This window comes from Sphingobium baderi, from assembly GCF_001456115.1.
In the GTDB taxonomy this organism is placed as follows: domain Bacteria; phylum Pseudomonadota; class Alphaproteobacteria; order Sphingomonadales; family Sphingomonadaceae; genus Sphingobium; species Sphingobium baderi_A.
Map to the genome: position 1 here is coordinate 2989185 of NZ_CP013264.1, position 17284 is coordinate 3006468.

At 64.8% G+C, this 17284-nt stretch carries 23 protein-coding genes; 17 read left to right on the forward strand and 6 right to left on the reverse strand.

What is annotated here, in order from left to right; genetic code table 11:
* Window positions 1–106: 106 nt before the first annotated feature.
* From ATN00_RS14625 to ATN00_RS14640, 4 genes are all read right to left on the reverse strand, one after another.
* Window positions 107–1243, reverse strand: a complete 1137-nt coding sequence (locus tag ATN00_RS14625; protein ID WP_062066023.1) for an Arm DNA-binding domain-containing protein — start codon at window positions 1241–1243, stop codon at window positions 107–109.
* The gene (locus ATN00_RS14630; protein ID WP_062066025.1) at window positions 1204–1407 is read right to left on the reverse strand and encodes a hypothetical protein; all 204 of its coding nucleotides are present in this window, start codon (window positions 1405–1407) and stop codon (window positions 1204–1206) included. The genes ATN00_RS14625 and ATN00_RS14630 overlap by 40 nt, the downstream gene beginning before the upstream one ends.
* 358 nt (window positions 1408–1765) lie before the next feature.
* Window positions 1766–3019 carry a phospholipase A gene (locus ATN00_RS14635; RefSeq protein WP_231746289.1) on the reverse strand — a complete coding sequence of 418 codons (1254 nt, stop codon included), beginning with the start codon at window positions 3017–3019 and terminating at the stop codon, window positions 1766–1768.
* A complete protein-coding gene (locus tag ATN00_RS14640) occupies window positions 2988–3671 on the reverse strand; it encodes a TetR/AcrR family transcriptional regulator (RefSeq protein WP_062066034.1) in 684 nt (227 codons plus the stop codon). Before ATN00_RS14640 ends, ATN00_RS14635 begins: the two co-directional genes overlap by 32 nt.
* 103 nt (window positions 3672–3774) lie before the next feature.
* Here ATN00_RS14640 and ATN00_RS14645 point away from each other — a divergent pair, with 103 nt between their 5' ends.
* Both ATN00_RS14645 and ATN00_RS24225 read left to right on the forward strand, forming a co-directional pair.
* On the forward strand, window positions 3775–4476 hold the full coding sequence (locus ATN00_RS14645) for an HlyD family secretion protein (RefSeq protein ID WP_231746290.1): 702 nt from the start codon (window positions 3775–3777) through the stop codon (window positions 4474–4476).
* Window position 4477: 1 nt separating this feature from the next.
* Window positions 4478–4603: a hypothetical protein gene (locus ATN00_RS24225; RefSeq protein ID WP_257720647.1), complete on the forward strand. Its 126-nt coding sequence runs from the start codon at window positions 4478–4480 to the stop codon at window positions 4601–4603.
* 80 nt (window positions 4604–4683) lie between these two features.
* Here the strand turns inward: ATN00_RS24225 and ATN00_RS14650 are convergent, their stop codons facing one another.
* Window positions 4684–5352 carry a MobA/MobL family protein gene (locus tag ATN00_RS14650; protein WP_062066036.1) on the reverse strand — a complete coding sequence of 223 codons (669 nt, stop codon included), beginning with the start codon at window positions 5350–5352 and terminating at the stop codon, window positions 4684–4686.
* A 46-nt stretch (window positions 5353–5398) separates the two neighbouring features.
* Window positions 5399–5815, reverse strand: a complete 417-nt coding sequence (locus tag ATN00_RS14655) for a helix-turn-helix domain-containing protein (RefSeq protein ID WP_062066039.1) — start codon at window positions 5813–5815, stop codon at window positions 5399–5401.
* Window positions 5816–6266: 451 nt separating this feature from the next.
* Between ATN00_RS14655 and ATN00_RS14660 the strand changes: the two genes are divergently transcribed.
* From ATN00_RS14660 to ATN00_RS14730, 15 genes are all read left to right on the forward strand, one after another.
* Window positions 6267–6572 (forward strand): hypothetical protein, encoded by a 306-nt coding sequence (locus ATN00_RS14660; protein ID WP_062066041.1) that lies wholly within the window; start codon window positions 6267–6269, stop codon window positions 6570–6572.
* A complete protein-coding gene (locus tag ATN00_RS14665; protein ID WP_062066044.1) occupies window positions 6559–7341 on the forward strand; it encodes a DsbC family protein in 783 nt (260 codons plus the stop codon). The genes ATN00_RS14660 and ATN00_RS14665 overlap by 14 nt, the downstream gene beginning before the upstream one ends.
* Before the next feature lie 196 nt (window positions 7342–7537).
* Window positions 7538–7855, forward strand: a complete 318-nt coding sequence (locus ATN00_RS23720; protein WP_188073445.1) for a hypothetical protein — start codon at window positions 7538–7540, stop codon at window positions 7853–7855.
* A gap of 136 nt (window positions 7856–7991) precedes the next feature.
* On the forward strand, window positions 7992–8258 hold the full coding sequence (locus ATN00_RS14675; RefSeq protein WP_013846819.1) for a type IV conjugative transfer system protein TraL: 267 nt from the start codon (window positions 7992–7994) through the stop codon (window positions 8256–8258).
* An 8-nt stretch (window positions 8259–8266) separates the two neighbouring features.
* A complete protein-coding gene (locus ATN00_RS14680) occupies window positions 8267–8905 on the forward strand; it encodes a TraE/TraK family type IV conjugative transfer system protein (RefSeq protein ID WP_148650787.1) in 639 nt (212 codons plus the stop codon).
* The gene (locus ATN00_RS14685) at window positions 8889–9647 is read left to right on the forward strand and encodes a type-F conjugative transfer system secretin TraK (RefSeq protein ID WP_062066050.1); all 759 of its coding nucleotides are present in this window, start codon (window positions 8889–8891) and stop codon (window positions 9645–9647) included. The genes ATN00_RS14680 and ATN00_RS14685 overlap by 17 nt, the downstream gene beginning before the upstream one ends.
* Window positions 9644–10957 carry a TraB/VirB10 family protein gene (locus ATN00_RS14690; RefSeq protein WP_062066053.1) on the forward strand — a complete coding sequence of 438 codons (1314 nt, stop codon included), beginning with the start codon at window positions 9644–9646 and terminating at the stop codon, window positions 10955–10957. The genes ATN00_RS14685 and ATN00_RS14690 overlap by 4 nt, the downstream gene beginning before the upstream one ends.
* Before the next feature lie 35 nt (window positions 10958–10992).
* Complete coding sequence (locus ATN00_RS14695) at window positions 10993–11595, forward strand: TraV family lipoprotein (RefSeq protein WP_062066055.1); 603 nt, start codon at window positions 10993–10995, stop codon at window positions 11593–11595.
* A complete protein-coding gene (locus ATN00_RS14700; RefSeq protein ID WP_062066057.1) occupies window positions 11592–14108 on the forward strand; it encodes a TraC family protein in 2517 nt (838 codons plus the stop codon). Before ATN00_RS14695 ends, ATN00_RS14700 begins: the two co-directional genes overlap by 4 nt.
* On the forward strand, window positions 14105–14431 hold the full coding sequence (locus ATN00_RS14705) for a hypothetical protein (protein ID WP_013846825.1): 327 nt from the start codon (window positions 14105–14107) through the stop codon (window positions 14429–14431). The genes ATN00_RS14700 and ATN00_RS14705 overlap by 4 nt, the downstream gene beginning before the upstream one ends.
* Window positions 14428–14838, forward strand: coding sequence for a hypothetical protein (locus ATN00_RS14710; protein ID WP_062066059.1), 411 nt, complete (start codon window positions 14428–14430; stop codon window positions 14836–14838). The genes ATN00_RS14705 and ATN00_RS14710 overlap by 4 nt, the downstream gene beginning before the upstream one ends.
* Entirely contained in the window at window positions 14835–15344 is a 510-nt protein-coding gene (locus ATN00_RS14715; protein WP_062066061.1) for a hypothetical protein, read from the forward strand. Before ATN00_RS14710 ends, ATN00_RS14715 begins: the two co-directional genes overlap by 4 nt.
* The gene (locus tag ATN00_RS14720) at window positions 15341–15577 is read left to right on the forward strand and encodes a hypothetical protein (protein ID WP_062066063.1); all 237 of its coding nucleotides are present in this window, start codon (window positions 15341–15343) and stop codon (window positions 15575–15577) included. The genes ATN00_RS14715 and ATN00_RS14720 overlap by 4 nt, the downstream gene beginning before the upstream one ends.
* On the forward strand, window positions 15567–16226 hold the full coding sequence (locus ATN00_RS14725; protein WP_062066066.1) for a hypothetical protein: 660 nt from the start codon (window positions 15567–15569) through the stop codon (window positions 16224–16226). The genes ATN00_RS14720 and ATN00_RS14725 overlap by 11 nt, the downstream gene beginning before the upstream one ends.
* On the forward strand, window positions 16223–17239 hold the full coding sequence (locus tag ATN00_RS14730) for a TraU family protein (RefSeq protein WP_062066068.1): 1017 nt from the start codon (window positions 16223–16225) through the stop codon (window positions 17237–17239). Before ATN00_RS14725 ends, ATN00_RS14730 begins: the two co-directional genes overlap by 4 nt.
* The last annotated feature ends 45 nt before the right edge of the window (window positions 17240–17284 follow it).

Here is a 17284-nt window from a genome sequence, read left to right on the forward strand (position 1 = left end):
GGCCCTTTTCCGATCACCTTAAAAACTGCCTAGCAGACTAGGGATTCGGTCGCGGCAGCCGCCACCGACAGGCAGACCCTTCCCACAGCCCAACCAGACGTCCGCATCAGGAACCGTATATCTGATTGAGCTTGGCTGCTTCGCGGCCATAGTCCGCGTGATCGATCCATTTCGAGTAGTATCGGAACAGCATCGCCGCACTCTTGTGGCCAAGCTGGCGGGCGATATAGGCCGGGTTCACCCCGCCCATCAGCGCTGTCGTCGCGTAAGTGTGGCGCGTTTGATAGGCATCGCGGCTGCGGATGCCAAGCGCACGCAGCGCGGGATGGAAATAGAGTTTTCGCTGATCCTGCACATCCGGCCACGGCGCGTTTGTGACGGGGTTGATGAAGATCGGCGAATCGAGGCCCCGCATGAAGCTGTGTGCCTTCTGGCGTCGCAGCACGGCCATCATTCGCGGAGTGAGATCGACGTCGCGCACGGTCCTTGTCTTGGTCGATTTCTCCACAGCCCGGACGCGGGCGCGCTCGACCCGGATAGACTGGCGTTTCCAGTCGACATCGCGCCACTGGACGACAATCTGCTCGCTGGGGCGCATGCCGGTCCCGAAAGCGAACTCATACCAGTTCCAGACCTGCTCGTCGTAACGCTCGTGCATATAGGTGAGGATGTGTTCGGTTTCTTCCCGGTCGAACGGGTCCGGCTCGCGTTTCTGATGCTTCTGGCTCTTGATCCGCTCCAGCGGCGAACGGTCGATCAATTCGTCATCCAGCGCCATCTCGAAGATACCGCGCAGCGGGATGACGTTGTTGTTGATCGTCTTGCCGCTGACATGTTTCGCGCGATCGGCGATGATCTTCTTGATCTCGCTCGGCTTGATGCTCTTGAGTTGTCGATCACCGAAGGCCGGGGACCAGACATTGTTGATCGCCGACACATAGTCGGACATCGTCGATTTCTCGACTACGAGCGTTCCGAGCCACTCTTTCGCGTAAGTCTTGAATCCCGCATATTTGTTCCGGTCAGGTTTGGCATTACCCTTGGGGAACGTGCTTTCATAATCGAAGACGCCGAGATCGATTTCCTGATGGACACGGGCCATCAAGCGCTCGGTCGCCTTGATATTTGCGGATGTGGGCTGGAGCTGAAGCGTTTCGCGATAGAGCCGCCCATTCCAGCGGAAGCGGACGCGAATACAGCTTTTCAGCGGCTCGACGCCAGTCCCTGGCCGTTTTCTACCCATTTTTGGAAGCCTTCGAGGTCGATGCAGATGCTGCCATCGGGAGCGCGGCGATATTCGCGGCCCTGTATCCACACGCCGTCGGCGATCTTTCGATAGACCGCCTTCTCGGTGTAGCCGGTCAGTTCGGCGAAGCGCTTGATGCGCACATAGCGCGTGCCCGTCATGACAGTGCTGCGGTTGAGGAGAGGAAGCCACGGACAGCTAACCGTCCGCTGCTTCCTCTCTCCTCCCCCTCCCTTCCCTTCCGGCCGATCTGCGATGACCGCATAGTCGGCCGACCAAGCTCGGCAGGCGCTCGCGAACGCGGGTCTGGATAGTTCTCACAGAAATGGCGCATGGATCGCTGACCCGTTGGGCAGCGCAAGCAGGCCATGACGCGACGTCAGTCTAGCATTTCCGGGGCGGCACCCAAAGGAGCCAAAATCGCACTTTCAGGCATCGATTTGCCGGATATTCAAATTTCTGTCTTCCTGATGCCTTCAGCAGTAATTTTCCTGAGATGTTGCGCCCAATACCGGCACACTACCGCACTAAAGCCACGCCGATCCTGAGACGCGTCGCATGGCGGTCATAGTCGAGCAGATTCTCGCCATAGCCGACGAAGGACTGCGCAAAGAGGTAGAAATCCGGGCCGCCGTTCCACAGGCGCGGCAATGGATAGGACAGATCAGCGTTGAGCGCGGCCTTGCCCGACCGGGGATTGAACCGCGTGGCCGTGGACAGCCGAAGTCCGTCATCCTTCCCGAGTTCGACGAACAGCCCGGTATGTCCACGATAGCGCACGATATCAGGATTATCGGACTTGTCGCCGATATAGACAGAGAGCCGTGGCGCCACGCTCAGCCGATACCCGCCACCAAGCGACACCGCCGCCATCGGCGCCACATAGAGGCTATTGATGCTGCGCGATTCCAGGCCGTCTCGCCCGTTGGACTCGTGACGAATGCCCACCTGCGCTGCCAGCGTGATCCCGTTGTCGAGCCTGGTGGATGGCGTGATGTAGATGATTTCTGGCTGAAAATCGATATTGCGGAACGGCGAGGAACGTCCACCGAGATCCCAGAACATTCTCTGGGTATAGGCGAAGTGCAGGCCCTCGGGCTCCCTGCCGGCTGCGCGGGAACCGAACAGCTTGTATTTGAAGCTGATCTGGATGCGCGCGTCGCTGTTGGTGCCGGGGCCATACACCGCATAGATGGGCTCGTAGGCTGCCAGGTTGGCGAGGAAGGCGTTGCCGGCCGCCTTGTCCGTGGGCGGCGCTGCAGGCGGGCTTTCGGGGGATGGAACGCCTGTTGCTTCCTGGTCGGCCAATCGAACCGTGTCCGACCGCGTCAGACGCACGGCCTGCGTCGACCATGCCGGAACAGAGAGCAAGGCGTCTTCCCGGACTTCGCCGGGCGGCATGCGATAGCGCGCCTCCGCAAATCCGTGGGCGGCGACTGTGATGTTCGCGGGTGTATCGGCGGATCGCATCAGGATGATCGTTCTCTCGCCCTCGGAGCCATCGATTCGTGCCTCGGTTCGGTCGGGAAGCGTGATGCTGTCCTCGGTATCGTCGGGATTTAGGAGGCGCAGTTCCACCAGGGTGTCAGCTTGCCCCTCCTTACTCGTGGTTCCGCGCAGCAGGACCTCCATGCCGGCAGCCATGGCCGTGCCGGGCACTGCGAGGAGCAGCGGCGCAAGGGAGAGGACAACAGTGCTACGCAGGGATGTGATTGTCCGCTCGGATTGGCGCTGTCGCGCGTCAGACTGGCAATTGGGCATGATCTTCCTCATGGCGTGCGCGATAGTCCTGCCCGGCGGCGTGCAGGCCAGCGAGCGCGAAGCGATGCAGATGGTCCGCCAGCGTCCGGCGATTGATCCGCAATATGTCCCTGCCGGGCGCGGGTAGATTGTTCCCGGCGACAAGCAGCATGGCGCATGGTGCGGCCACGCTGATCAGGCAGCAGAGCAGTTCCGGCGCGCCGATGGGTATCCCGCTCACGTCGCTCAATATCCGCAGCGCGACCCGAAGCTTGGGCGGCGCTTCCTCGTCGCGCAGGACCGAAAAATGCGCGGACGGCGCCGCAAGTTCCCGAACCAGCACGGCAGTACTCCAATGCGAGGACCCGGCGAGGCGGCCGACGATGGCATCGAGCAGCGTGCCAAGCTTTTCTTCGGGCATCGCCTGGCTTGCAGATATCTGCTCGAGTTCCTCAAGCCGTACAAACCGTCGATGCGCCTCGACCAGCACGGTCCGGTAGAGGCCATCGCGGTTGCCGAAATGATAGTTGATCGAGGCAAGATCGACTTCCGCCTTCGCGGCGATTGCCTTGCTCGTGGTCGAGGCCAGCCCTTGCGATGCGAACAATGTGCCAGCGCTTTCCAATATACGCGCGCGGGTCGCCGCACCGTCCGACCGGGGGCCTCGGAGGGGTTTGCCATTCATGATTTGCTCTTGAACCGGATCGGATTGTAGGACAAGTCGAACATTAAATCTGATTTAGACTAAGATTCTTTTCGCCGCAGTCCTCACCGTCCGGAGTCGTCACATGCACAATCGCACCCTTGGTATCCTCGGCATGGCCGCACTGGCGCTGAGTGGGTGTGGCGGGAAAGATGCCGGCAAGACCGAGCTTGTCCTTCAGGGCAATGTCGATGTGCGGCAGGTCTCGCTCGCGTTCGAGGACAGCGGCCGCGTCGCGCAAGTGCGGGCGGAGGAAGGGGACAGCGTGAAGGCGGGAAGCATCCTAGCCACGCTCGATACCGTGTCGCTCAACCTGCAGGCAGAGGAAGCCAGAGCACAGGGCGAGGTGCAGCGGCAGAATCTGTTGCGCCTGCGCAATGGCTCGCGGCCCGAGGAAATTGCCCAGGCCCAGGCGCGCCTGACGTCGGCGGAAGCCGAGGCAGCGCGTGCCGAGGGTGACCTGACGCGTCTGCGCGGGATCGCCGCCTCGACCCAGGGGCGCGGCGTCAGCGCACAGGATGTCGATCATGCCAGCAAGACGGCCCTGGCGGCGCGCGCCAGGGCGCGCGAGCAGGCCGAAGCGCTCCGTCTCGCCCGGCGTGGCCCGCGGGCCGAAGATGTCGCGGGCGGCGAAGCGCAGGTGAAGGCCGCGCAGGCGCAAGTAGCGCTGCTCCAGCACCGGATCGACCAGGGCGTGCTGCGCGCGCCGGTCGATGGCGTGGTGCGCGCGGGCCGCGTTCGACCTCGCCTCGGCGCGCTATCGGGGCGGGGTCATTACCTGGCTTGATGTGATCGACAGCCAGCGCACGATGCTGCAGGCGTCGCGCGATCTGGCGGACAGCAATGGGCGCCTCGGAACCCGCTATGCCGCGCTCAACAAGGCGGTCGGTAACGCATCGGCAAACGGCAACTGAAACGAATTGAGTGCTGCCCTGGAAGTGGCGATCGGCCAAGCCATGGTGGTGCGGTCGATGTTCATCAGCGAGAGGCGTTGTCAGGGTGCTTGCCGGGCGCGCGCCGCGATACGCTTGCGGGCCATGCCGATATGCTTGACCGGCGCAGCTTCGATGCCGCGCTCTTCGTTGGATCGATGATCGACGCGGACATCATATCCCGGCGCCGCAAACGTGTCGTTCAGGACCCTCGCCCAGGCGGCACGGATTTCGAGCAGCTTCCCGCGGCTGTTCCATTCGCGCGGTTTCTGGCCGAACAGCCCGTCGACGATCGGACGGGTCGGTATCAGCAGATAGCCATGATGGCGCTTGCCCCTGGGCGTATCGCCCATCTCGATCAGCGTCAGATCGGCGGCAAAGTCCGCGACGCAAAATATCTCGCTGGCGAAACGCCGCAGAACCTCGATCGACGCCGGCAGGTCCAGTTCATCGGGCAGCGCGACATCGAACTGCTTGGCGAGTTGCGCATCCTTGCGGATTTCGGCTGCTTCCAATGCGTTCCAGAAACACTCGCGATCCTCCCACTGCGCGGGGGCCCCGGACGGCAGTATCAGCGCCGACCAGGCAACCGCCCGCTTGTTCGCGAAATTGGAAAACCGGCCGTAGCGCTCATCGTACAGGCGGCAGCTGTTTTGCCATGCCGCGGCCGCGACGATGCTGCGCCCGGCGCCGCGGCTGATGATATCCACATGGAAATGAAAGATCGCCATCTTTTCCTCCTGTCCCGGCGTCACGCCCGAACCGGACCGTCAATTTTCATGACTGGTCCTTCCCGTCGTCCCGCGACCATTCGGGCGAGAGGTCCTGTTTCAATCCGGTGATCACCGCGTCCGAGATCGCCTCGATGCACTTGCGCTCGATGTAGGCGAGGTCGCCGTGGATCAGTTGCCGCGGGAACCGCATGCGTTGGCCCGCATAGAGGACGGGCAGCGCGATATGCGCGGTCGATGCACCGAGCCGGAGCATTGCGATCAGATGATCCTCCAGCCTTATCCCCGGATCGCCGGACTCGATCGCGCGATACCAGCGCAGGCTTCCGCCCATTTCGGTGGCGACCTCCAGTTGCGTGAAACCGAGCGCCTTTCGCGCCTGCCTGATCTTTTCGCCGGAGAGCTTCTTGAGTTCCTTGAAGATCGACAGGTCGACGTCGGCGAATTTTCCATCGGATGCCATATGTCCTTCCTCCCCGGTTCGGCCCGTCGGGCTCTGTGGGTTATCCGGCGAAGGTAGAATCGCGAAGCGGTCGGCATCAAGAATAGATGCCGATGATTTTAGAGGAATATTTCTGCTCATTTGCAACGGATGCGCGTGCATATTTATTTTCTGACGCGCGTAATGGGCAGATAATTTTCCTTTTCCTCCATATCGGATCATTCAGGAACTTTATTGCCGAACCGGCACCGGATCAGGCCATGTGATCCCGAAAGCGAACTTATAAGGCTAAGTTCGTATATTTACGGCTAATATCGCCATTTCAGGCACCCTGCTGCCGGGGCCTGTTGCAATCCCCTTCGTTTCAAATCACTCAGATCGGGTTCCGAGGATTCAAGTCGAATCGGACCTGATACTTCGGACTGGTAAATATTCATCAACCATGGCGCGGGGCGCCAACATGGAGTCGTGCATGATGCCGATTGCCAAAGCGATGACGGCTGCCCTGGGCACACTGATCGCCACGACGACAGCCTGTGCCGGACCCGGCGGACATGGCCGACAGGCCAGTATCACGCCGACCGCCGAACGGCCGCGCATCGTGGTGGCGACGGTCGATGGGTTCGTTCTGCGCGTCGCCGCGACGAACCGGACGGAGCCGGCGCCCGCATCCTTCACTGCCAATCACATCCCGGTGGGCTCGGGCACGCATATCGATGCGCGCCTGCTCTCCCGCCCTGCCAGCACTCTTCAGGAGACTTCGCATGCGCATCCGTAAGTTCGCCGCCTCGCTCGGGGCGAGCGTCCCCGCCCTGCCCCTGCTGCTGGCCGCCCAGGGCGCAGCGTTCGCGCAAGCCGCCGACCCGCTTACGGCCACGGCGCGCGATGCCGAAAACGAATTGCGGCAGACCTTCGTCAATCTGCAATTCGAGGATTTCGGGCCGGCGCCCGTCAAGGGCCCGATCTACCAGGCGACGGCAGGCGGCCGCATCATCTATTATGCGCCTGACAGCGAGCATCTGCTGTTCGCGGAGATCTACGACCGCAACGGCCAGAACCTTACCGCGCTGGCGCAGAACGCCGCTTCAGCGAAGAAACTCGCCGGGATCGACATTGACAAGGCGCTAGCGATCGGTCCGGCGGGCGCGCCCACGGTTGTCGAATTCACCGATCCCGACTGCCCCTACTGCCGCGCGCTCGACCGTTTCTGGGCCGCGAAGGCCGCTGAAGGCAAGCCGGTACGGCGCCTGATCTTCTTCGTCTCCGGCATCCACGCCGAGGCCGCCGCCAAGGCGGAGCATGTCCTTTGCTCGCCGGACAAGGAAGCGGCGTTCAAGGCGATCTACGCCGGAGCCGCGCCGACACCTCTGCGCACATGCGCGGAGGGCAAGGCCAGGGTCGAGGCGCATGCCGGAATCGTCGGCAAGACCGGCATCACCGGCACGCCGACCCTGATCGCGGACGGACAGATGATTTCCGGGTTCCGGCAGGCCGAGATCGAGGCGTTCCTCGACGGCAAGAAGGCGCTCGCGAATGCCGGCCGCTGATCGCCTCCTGACCCCCACCATCGCGAACGCGCGGCGCATCGCTTCTGCCGTCCGGCAGGTCGGCGCCGCCGCGCAAATCCCAATGCCGGCGGCGGGACCCGAACCGGGCCGTCCAGCCTCGCCGTCGGCCGACAGCGATCCCAATCGATGCCGGCAAGCAGTCCCCGGAGCGGCCCATCTTCACTGGAGCAAGTGCATGTTGAAGACTCTTCGCAGACAAACCGCCGACATCGCCAATGTCGGTATTCCCGTTACCCTCCTCGCGCTGCTCGGAGCCGGCGGGGCTCACGCCTTCTCGGCGCCGGCTGCCGGCGACCTCGGCTACGACATCTACGATATCGTGGTCAATCAAGGGGTCAAAGGCCCGCTCGGCTTCGTCGGCGGCGTCGCGGCCTTCCTGTTCGGCGTGAGCAGGCTCTTCTCGAACATCATGATCGGCATCCCGACCATCGTGGCGGCCGTCTGCCTGATCAAGGCGGACTCGATCCTCCAGACATTCGGAATGGTCATCTGACGGATTGGTCCGCCGCCGCGCCTGGGCGCGGCCGGCGGACCTCAACGGGCCAGGGCGCATGAGGCGCGCTGGCGGGACACCCCCCGAAGTTCAACCAGCTTCGCAGGGAGGTCACGACGCAAGGAGGAGAAGGCTCGTGGACGAGCGGCTACCCCAATATCTGCACAAACCCGTCCAGATCCTGTGGTTCGGATCGGACGAGTTCGTGCTCGTGATCACGGTGATCTTCGTCGCCGTGATCGTGGGCGGGATGCTCGGTTGGGCGCTCGTCGCGGGTCTTCTCCTTTTCGTACCCTGGCTCCGCACCAAGCCGCGCGGCTTCATCCCGCACATGGCCTGGCGCTGGGGCCTCGTCCGCTGGTCCAACTATCCGGGTCCGACCCAGACCCGGTTCTACGAATGAGGCGGGCCATGTTCGGACGCAAATCCCCCGGCACACCCCCACGCGATCCGCTGATCGGCAGGCCCGGCAGCTATGGCATCCACCGCTACCTGCAGGGGGCGAGCAACCTGTTCGAGGAGAACCGGCTGCTGAAGCTCGCCGTCATCGGCCTGTTCGGGATCACGGCGGTGCTGGGCATGGTGATCTACACCTCCAACCAGAACACCCGGACGGTCATCGTCCCCTTCGGCGCGGGCGGCGACCTCTATGTCACGGGCGGCGAGCCGTCCGAGGCCTATCTGCGCTCGATGACCCGCAATGTCGTGTCGCTCTCGGGCACCTACTCGGCCTATTCTGCCGACCGGCAGTTCCAGGAACTGCTCAGCATCACGCACCCCTCGACCTACAACAGCCTGCGCGACAGCCTCAACCGGCTGCTCGACGAGTTGGCCAACAACCCCACGCTCTCGATCGCGACCTATATCCGTCCCGATCAGCCCGTGACCTGGACCCGGACCGAGATACTCGTGCCGGTCGAGAAGGTCCGCGTGATCGGCGGCGTGATCCGCAAATTCCGGGGCAATCTGCGGATTCGCTACGTGATCGACAATGGCCGTTTCTGGCTGACCGCCCTCACCGAGGAAAATTTCGATGCGAACCCCCGTTAAGCGGGCGTTGGCGCTCGCCCTCCTGGCCGCGCCATTGCCCTCAATCGCGCAGACCGTCACCGCGCTGCCCGATCAGACCAGCACGATCCGCCTGTCCAATCGCGACATCAACCATGTCGTCTGTGCCGGCGGCGAGATCGAGGACGTCAGGTTCTCGGCCGAAAAGGCGATCGCCGTCGAGCGCGCCGGTTCCGACGCGTGGATCAAGTTCCTCGTTCGCGAAATCGACGATGCAGGGATGGTTACGCGCAGCTTCGTCACCGTGCCGTCCGAGTTCTTCATCACCTGCAACGGCGCGGTCTATGCGCTCTATGCCGAGCCGTCGGATATTCCGGCGCAGACGGTAATGCTTCAGCCCGGCGCTCCCCAGCGCGCCCGCGCCAATGAGGAATTGCTGGGGCCTCTGGTCGAAGAAGAACGGGCGGTCTCGATCACGCTCTCGATGCTCCAGGACCGGATCCCGGCGAGCTTCACCAGCGTCGCGCCCCGATCCGGGCCGATCCGGCTCCGGGCACTGCCGGGCGCCACGCTGGAGGAACGGCGGCGCATCGAGATCGACGGGTCCGGGCTCTCGGCATCGGAATATCTGGTCTCGGCCGCCGGCGGCGCGCAGCTCGACGAACGCGGCTTTCTCGACGGCGCGCTCGGCGCCAACATCTTCGCGATCACGCTCGACCGGGGCAATATCGAGGCCGGGGAAGCCGCGCGGCTGATCGTCGTTCGCCGGGGAGCCGGGCAATGAGCGGCGGAGACTCTCGCGGTAGTCGCGGTCCCCGCGGGCGCGGTCCTGACGATCGCGCGGAGGAACTCGACCTCGACGGCTATCAGGCGGACCGCCCTCGTCCCGGCGAGACTCCGCGTGGCCCCGCGCTGCTCGATCTCAAGACGCGGTGGCAGACGCTGACGGCTCGTCAGCAGCTGCGGTTGAGGCAGCTTGGCGTTGCCGGTGCGATCGGCGTGCTGGGGCTCGGCCTCTACACGGCGAGCGGCGACAAGACCGAGCAGGCCGCGCCATCGCCCAGCTCGAAGCTCGACATGGGCGCAGGCCTTCGCGGCGACAGCCTCGAGGTCAAGCTGCGCGGCGACCTCCAGAAGATCCTCGACGGCCAGCAATTGCTCGGCGATCGCGTCACCGCCATCGAGGAAGGCAAGGTCGTACCCGGTTCCGGCACGCCGCCCCATGCGCTGGACGGCGATCTGCCTCCGGCGATCCCCGGCGCGGTTCCCGATTTTCCCGAACCGCCCGCGACCGGTGACATCGATCCGTCCGTCGCGAAGCCGCCCGCGCCGCCTGCCGCTCCGCCCGCGCCTCCGGCCCCGCCGGTCGAGAAGACCGTGGGCGCGATCGGCGCCGCAACCAGTCCGGTCGCGGCCGCCGATGGGGCACAGGCCGCTAAAAAAAAGACGCGGACCATCTATTTGCCACCTGGTTTCATGAAGGCGCGGCTCCTCACCGGGATCGATGCGCTGGCGAGCCGGGATGCGACCAACAATCCCGAGCCGTTGATCGCGCGGGTGCAAGCCCCCGCCGTCCTGCCCAATGACGTCAAGGCCAACCTCGCCGGCTGCTTCGTCATCGGCAACGCCACCGGGTCGCTCGCGAAGGAACGGGTCGAGATCCAGTTGGTCAGTCTCTCCTGCGTCGATTTCGACGAACGCTCGGTCGTCGACCAGCCCATCAAGGGCTTCTTCGTCGACGCCGACGGCAAGAAGGGCCTCTCCGGCAAGGTCGTGACCCGCGCCGGCGCGGCGCTTGCCCGCGCGTTCATCGCCGGGACCATCACCGGGGTCGCCGATACCGTCCAGAACACGATCGGCGACGTCTCGACCTCGGCGCTGGGTTCGGTGCGCACGCTCGATGCGGGCGACGCCGCCAAGGCCGGCATCGCCGGCGGCCTGTCGCGATCGTCCGAGAAGCTCACCGATTTCTATCTAGATCTCGCGCGCCAGGCGGGGCCGATCGTCGAGGTCGGCGCGGCGAAGGACGTCGTGGTCGTGATCCAGGAGGGCGTCACCCTCGAAATCAAGCCGACCGCCGGAAGCAAGTTCTGATGCGCCGGCCTCTCATCCAACAGGGAGTATCGCCCATGCGGCCTCTATCGCCCGCGCGCCGATCGCGCGCCCTCTCCCCGCTTCTTCCGGTCTGCGCCGCCTTCATGCTGAGCGGCTGCGCGACGCTGGGTTCGGTCATGTCGCCCTATAGCGAGAAGTTCAGTTGCAAAAATAACGATCACGGCCAGTGCATCCACCCTGAGAAGGCCTATGCCGATGCCGTTGCGGGCGTCGCGTCGAAGTCCGATCCGGCGGTCACCAGGGACAGGAAACTGATCAGGGACAGCAAGCCTGCGCGCGGTTCGGGCGGATCAGGCTCGGGCAGAGCGGCATCGGGCGCCTTCGCCGGCTATCGCGACAGCGTCTATCGCGAGCTTCAGGGGCTGATCGAGCAGCCGGTCACGCCGATGCTCAAGCCCTCGCGTTCGGTCCGCACGCTGATCCTGCCCTATGCCGACCGCCAGCGGCCCGACCGGCTCTACATGCCGCGCTATGTCTATTCGCTGGTCGAGCGCCCGCAATGGGTCGTCGGCGACTATCTCGTCGCCCCGGTTTCGCCCGCGTCCCGCGCGAACGTGCTCGAACAGGTCCGGGACCGCCCGGACGACGGGCCGAACGATGCGGGGCCACGGCCATGACCAGCTATCAATCGGGCATGACGCTGGCGCGGCTGCGCCGCAGCGTCGAGCGCGACAGCTATTCCGATTTCCTGCCGCTCGCCGCCTGGGTCGAGGAAGAACAGGCCTTCCTCACCATCGACGATGGCTGGGGGTATAGCTGGGAACTGGTCCCCTCCCCCTACATGTTCGCGCATGTCCATGAGGCGCTGCTGGGGCTGCTCAACGTCAATTTTCCCGAAGGCACGATCCTCCAGCTTCAGAGTTTCGCCGACCCGCTGATCGACGATGCGCTGGATGCCTTCCTCGACCTCAAGACCCGGCCCGATCCGCTGATCCAGGCCTCGGCGCGGCGCACCTTCGACTATCTGCGCGCCGGCACCATGGGCCTGAAAGCCCTGCATGGCATTCCCATCCGCGATTTCCGCACCTTCCTGTCGGTCAAGACGCGCGCGCCGATGGACAGCGACCTCAAGCGCCAGATCGAGGAGCAGCTCGCCAAGCTCGGCATCCGCCCGATGGCGCCGAGCGAGATCATCTCGCTCTATCGCCGCATATTCAACGGCGTCCATGCGCCCGCGCCCGGCGTCTTCACCCAGACCGCCGATGTGCCGCTGCGCCGCCAGATCATCGATGCCGGGCCCGCGCTCCGCTTCGACGGACCGGAAGTGTATCTGGGCAACCAGGTGGCGCGCTGCCTGACGCCCAAGTCGCCGCCGCGCCGGATCACGGCTGAACGCGCCAATCGCCTGACCGGCGGCATGCGCGGGTCGGCCGAGGACAGCGACCAGATCGGCGGGCCGTTCCTCTATACGCTCAATGTCCTTTTCGATCACTCGGCCTTCGAAATCCACAAGCGCGCGCAGATTCTCTCGGCGCAGAAGGCGGCAGGCAGCTTCGCGGTCGAAGTCGGCAAGCAGATCGAAGAGATAGGCTGGATCCTGGACGAGGCCGGAAACACCCGGTTCGTCTCGGTGATCCCGACCATGTGGGTGTTCGGCCGCGACCGGCACCAGGCCCGCGAGATGGCGGCCCGCGCCAAGCGGCTGTGGGAGAGCGAGCCGCTGCCCTGGATGGTCCAGGAGGAAAGCTACCTCAATCCGATCCTGCTGGCGGCAAGCCTGCCCTTCGGCCTGTACCCCGAACGCCGCACGATCGGCATGCTCCAGCGCGATTTCCGCGTGCCGGTGCGCGCGGGCGTGCTGATGTCGCCGATCCAGACCGATTTCCGGGGCGGCGGGCGGCCGGCGCTGCTCTATACAGGGCGCAAGGGACAGCTCATCACGCTCGACCTCTTCGATCCGCGCATCAACAACTACAATTTTATCGTCTCAGCGGAATCGGGCGCGGGCAAGAGCTTCCTGCTCAATAACCTGTGCCAGCAATATTTCGCGCAAAACGCCCTCATCCGCATCGTCGATATCGGCGGCAGCTACAGGAAGCTCTGCACGCTCTGCTCGGGCCGTTACATCGATCTCGGCGAAGAGCACCTCGTCCTCAATCCCTTCGACCTGGGGCTGGCTCTCGACGGCGACGATCGCGAGTCCGCGATCTCGATGGCGGTGTCGATCGTCGCGGAGATGGCCAACGCCGGGACGCGCAAGCCCGTCACGACGTCCGAATGGAACCTGCTCAAGTCCGCCGTGCAATGGGCGATCGAGAGCGGCCGCGCGGAAGCGGGCATCGATGCGGTGCGCGAATGGCTCGGCTCCTATCCGGCCAACACCGTCTCCGATCTCGACCGGGTCGACCACCTGGTGCCCACGGCGCGCGAATTGGCCTTCAACCTGCGTGATTTCGGGTCGGACGGCGCTTACGGCCACTATTTCAACGGGCCGTCCACTTTCGACATCTCGAACGATGAATTCGTGGTGCTCGAACTCGAGCGCCTGAAGGCCATGCCCGACCTGTTCAACGTGGTCGTCATGGTGGTGATCAACGCGGTAACGCAGGAACTCTACCTGTCCGCCCGCGATCGCCCTCGCTTCGTGCTGTGCGACGAAGCCGCGCAGTTCATGACCCGCGAAGAGGGCCAGGACCTGTCCCGCCTCGCCGAAGCGATCAGCCAGGGCTATCGCCGCGCCCGCAAATATCGCGGCAGCTTCGGCATCATTCTCCAGAGCATGAACGATCTGCTGCTGTTCGGCGGCACGGGACAGGTGATCCTGGAAAATGCCGCGACGCGCTTCCTCCTGCAAGGATCGACCTATGACAAGGCGGTCGAAAACAAGATCCTCGACTATTCGGGTTTCATCCTCGACCTCCTGAAATCGGTCCGCAACAACAAGCCGAATTATTCGGAAGTCTTCATCGACAGCCCGCTCGGCCTCGGCATCGCCCGGCTCGTCGTCGACCCGTTCAGCTATTGGATCAACACCTCCGCGCCCGAAGACGTGGCCGCGTTCGAGGCGCTGGTCCGCGCCGGACGCTCGCCCCTCGAGGCGGTGTGCGACCTCGCCGGGGTCGACCCCGCCGGGATAATCGGCACGTCCTTCGCTGACGTCGCGCCGCTGAAGCGGAGTGCGCTGTCATGACGCGGCGCTCCCCCTCTCCGGACCAGTTGCCGCTCCGGCTCGTGGAGAGCCCGGATGAGGATATCGAGCGGATCATCGAGGCGCGCGTCGCCGCACGGGCGGAAGCCGACGCATTGCGCTGGCGCTTCCGCCTGGTGGTCATCGAGTCCGTGATGATCGCATCGCTCGTGCTCGCGGCCGGGCTGGTGCTCGAACAGCCCGCCGGCATCGTTCTTCGCGGCGCGGCAATCGTCGGGGGCGGCTGTTTCCTGACCGGGCTCATCCTCATCGGCCTGACCGGGGCCGCGGGCCGTCTGCTCGCAAAACTCAGGAGGAAAAGATGATGCTGGATATGCTCCCGCCCAGTGGCGGCAATGAGCGCCTGACCCTCGTCGTGCGCAGGCCCGACGAATCCCTTTACGACTATCTGGTCCGCTGCCAGTGGGAACTGGGCGACCGGGTCCGGTTCCTCGCGTCCGTTCGCGACGCGCAATGGACCATCCTTGGAATGGAACGCCAGCGCTGGCGGCGGCGCAGCCTGCTGCTGACCTTCACCGGGCCGGTCATCGCTGCCCTGGCCTCCGCTGGTCTTGGCTTGTGCGGGGCCGCGGACAGCGTGCCAGTGCCGCTTATGGCCGGGCTGATCGCCTGTGCCGGACTTGCCGGCGCCGCGCTGGCGATCGGCATCGCCCGCATCATCGACAGCATCCCGAATTGGCTGGTCGCGCGGAGGGCACGGAGATGGGCATGAACGGCAGCTTCTCCGGCTCGCCCGACCCGTCGTCGATCCGCCCGCTGGTCGGCGACATGATCCGCTGGCTTGCCCGGCAGATCGACGGCGGGATCGACGAAATCCCTCCTCGTCCCGGAAAACGGCCGGAGGATCTTTTGATCCGTCCAGGGATGGCGCCGCACCTGCCGGGCGAAACGCAGGAAGCCTACGTCGAACGCCTGCATCGCTCGAATGAAGCCGCGCTCCTGATCATGGCCCGCGCCGCGCTTGCCATGGAATATACGTCCGGTCGGGACGAGAGGATCGCGGCTCTGCGCTTTCGGCAGATCATGGGCCTCGAAGCGATGGCGGCCTCGATCATCGTCGGCCTGTTCCTGCTCGTCCCGGAAATGCCCCTGTTCATGCGGGCGGCCATTCTTGTCCTGACGCCGATCGCGCTTGTGCTTGGAGGGCTGTGGTTCCTGTACCGCGCGTCGAGGATGGCAAATGCCCTCGCCCGACATGCCGAAAGGTGGGGCCGATGAACGGCATCTTCTCCGGCGCGCCTTGTCCGTCATCCATTCGCCTGCTGGTCGGCACGCATCTGCTGTTGATACTCCAGTCCTCGCTGGTGCTTTGGTCGGCTCCCGATCTCGGCGGCGGCCAGGCGTTGATCTGGCTCACCCTGTTCCTGGGCGTCACCGCGTTCATCTGCGCGGTCTGCGGCGAGAGCCGCACACCTGCCGTTCCCTGGAGGGAGCGCCGCCGTGGCCGATAGACGTGTTCCCCAGGGCTGGCATGTCGTCGCCATCCAGTCGGCGCTCATCACCGGGTGTCTGGCCGGCGCGCTGATCGTCGCGGGCGTGGCCCACGCCGAGACATCGACCATCGGGCGCACCTGGCCAGTCGCCGAGCTCGACGCGATGGCCGAGATCGAGGCGCGCGCCGCAAAGCAGCCGCCCAATATGGCGGAAAAGTTCGGACCACGTTCGGGCTGGAGCGCATTGAAGGGCGCGATGCTCGGCGTCGCGCGCCAGACACAAGTTCGCAGCGTTGTGCCGTTCTACACGCTCGATCGGGAAATCCGGCTGCCGGACGGCAAGCTGCTCTATCCGGCCGGCTTCACCTTCAACCCGCTGACCTATGTGTCGCTGCCGCAGAAACTGGTGGTCGTGCATCCCCGCGATCTGGGCTGGGCGCTGAAGACCGCCGCGCTCACCGACTGGATCATCCTGACGGGAGGCGGCGCCCCCAAGGACGATGCGCTATCGCTCGGCGAACGCCACGGCCGCGCGCTGTTCGTGCTCGAAGAGCGGGTGAAGGACCGCCTCGGTCTCACGGTCGCGCCGGTCATCGTCCGGCAGGTCGGCCAGCGCCTCGAGCTTCGCGAAATTCGTCTCGAACCCAAGGGCAGGCCAAACCCATGAGCCGCATCGCATCCACCCTCCGCGCCACCGCAGCCGCCCTCGCATTGGCGCTGCTCGCGCCCGCCGCGCCTGCGCACGCTTCGAAATGCGAGGCGGGCACCGTCTTCAATCCGATCACGAAGGTCCGCTGGAACTGCATCTTCCCGATCACCATCGGCGGGGTTCGGGTCGGCTCCTACGACAAGCTCGACAAGGAACTCGACGCGCAGTCGGCGTCCAAACCCCTGTGCGCGTGCCGCAAGGGCGCGACCTTCTGGTTCGGGGTCAAGGTCAGCTTCTGGTCGCCCAACCGCATGGTCGACGTCGTGACCGAGCCGGGCTGCATGATGGCGCTCGGCGTCGATCTCATGCCGACGGGCGGCAAGCTGCAGGGCAGCCAGTCGTCGATCTCAGATGGCACCAACACCACCAAGCTGTTCGCCCAAGCACACTATTATATCTCGCCGGTCTGGAAGATGCTCGACATGTTCACCGACCTGCCCTGTATCGAGGATGACGGCTTCGACGTCGCGATGATCACCGAGGTCCTGCCCACCTGGCAGTCGGGAACGCTCGGCGCGATCATCCAGCCTGAAGGCATATTGTTCGGCAATCCCGCCGCCGGGCTTGCCTGCATGGCCGACAGTGCCGCGGCCGCCGCGGGCAAGACGATTGACCCTTTATTCTGGTGCATGGGGTCCTGGGGCGCGACCTATCCGGTGGCCGGGGACATCCACATGGGCGACCGGGTCGAAGCCTGGGCCGGGCTCGCCGCACGCTCGACCTTCATAATGGGGCGTTTGGGCGCCCTCACGATCCACTCGGCGGACGGCTGCTCGTTCAAGCCGCAGCCGATCTGGACCAAGAGCCGCTACAAGATGCAGATCATGGAGCCCGTCAAGGGCGGGAAATGCGTCAATATCGGCCGCCCCGGCGCGCTCTGGACTTCCGGCAAGCACGCGCCCGGAAAGGACAACGCCCAATTCATGTTGTTCGAAAAGGCGATTTGCTGCGCGGGGATTTCCACGCCGTGAGCCGATCGCTTCCCCCAAACCGTGCGCCACGCACGGGTAGCTGCC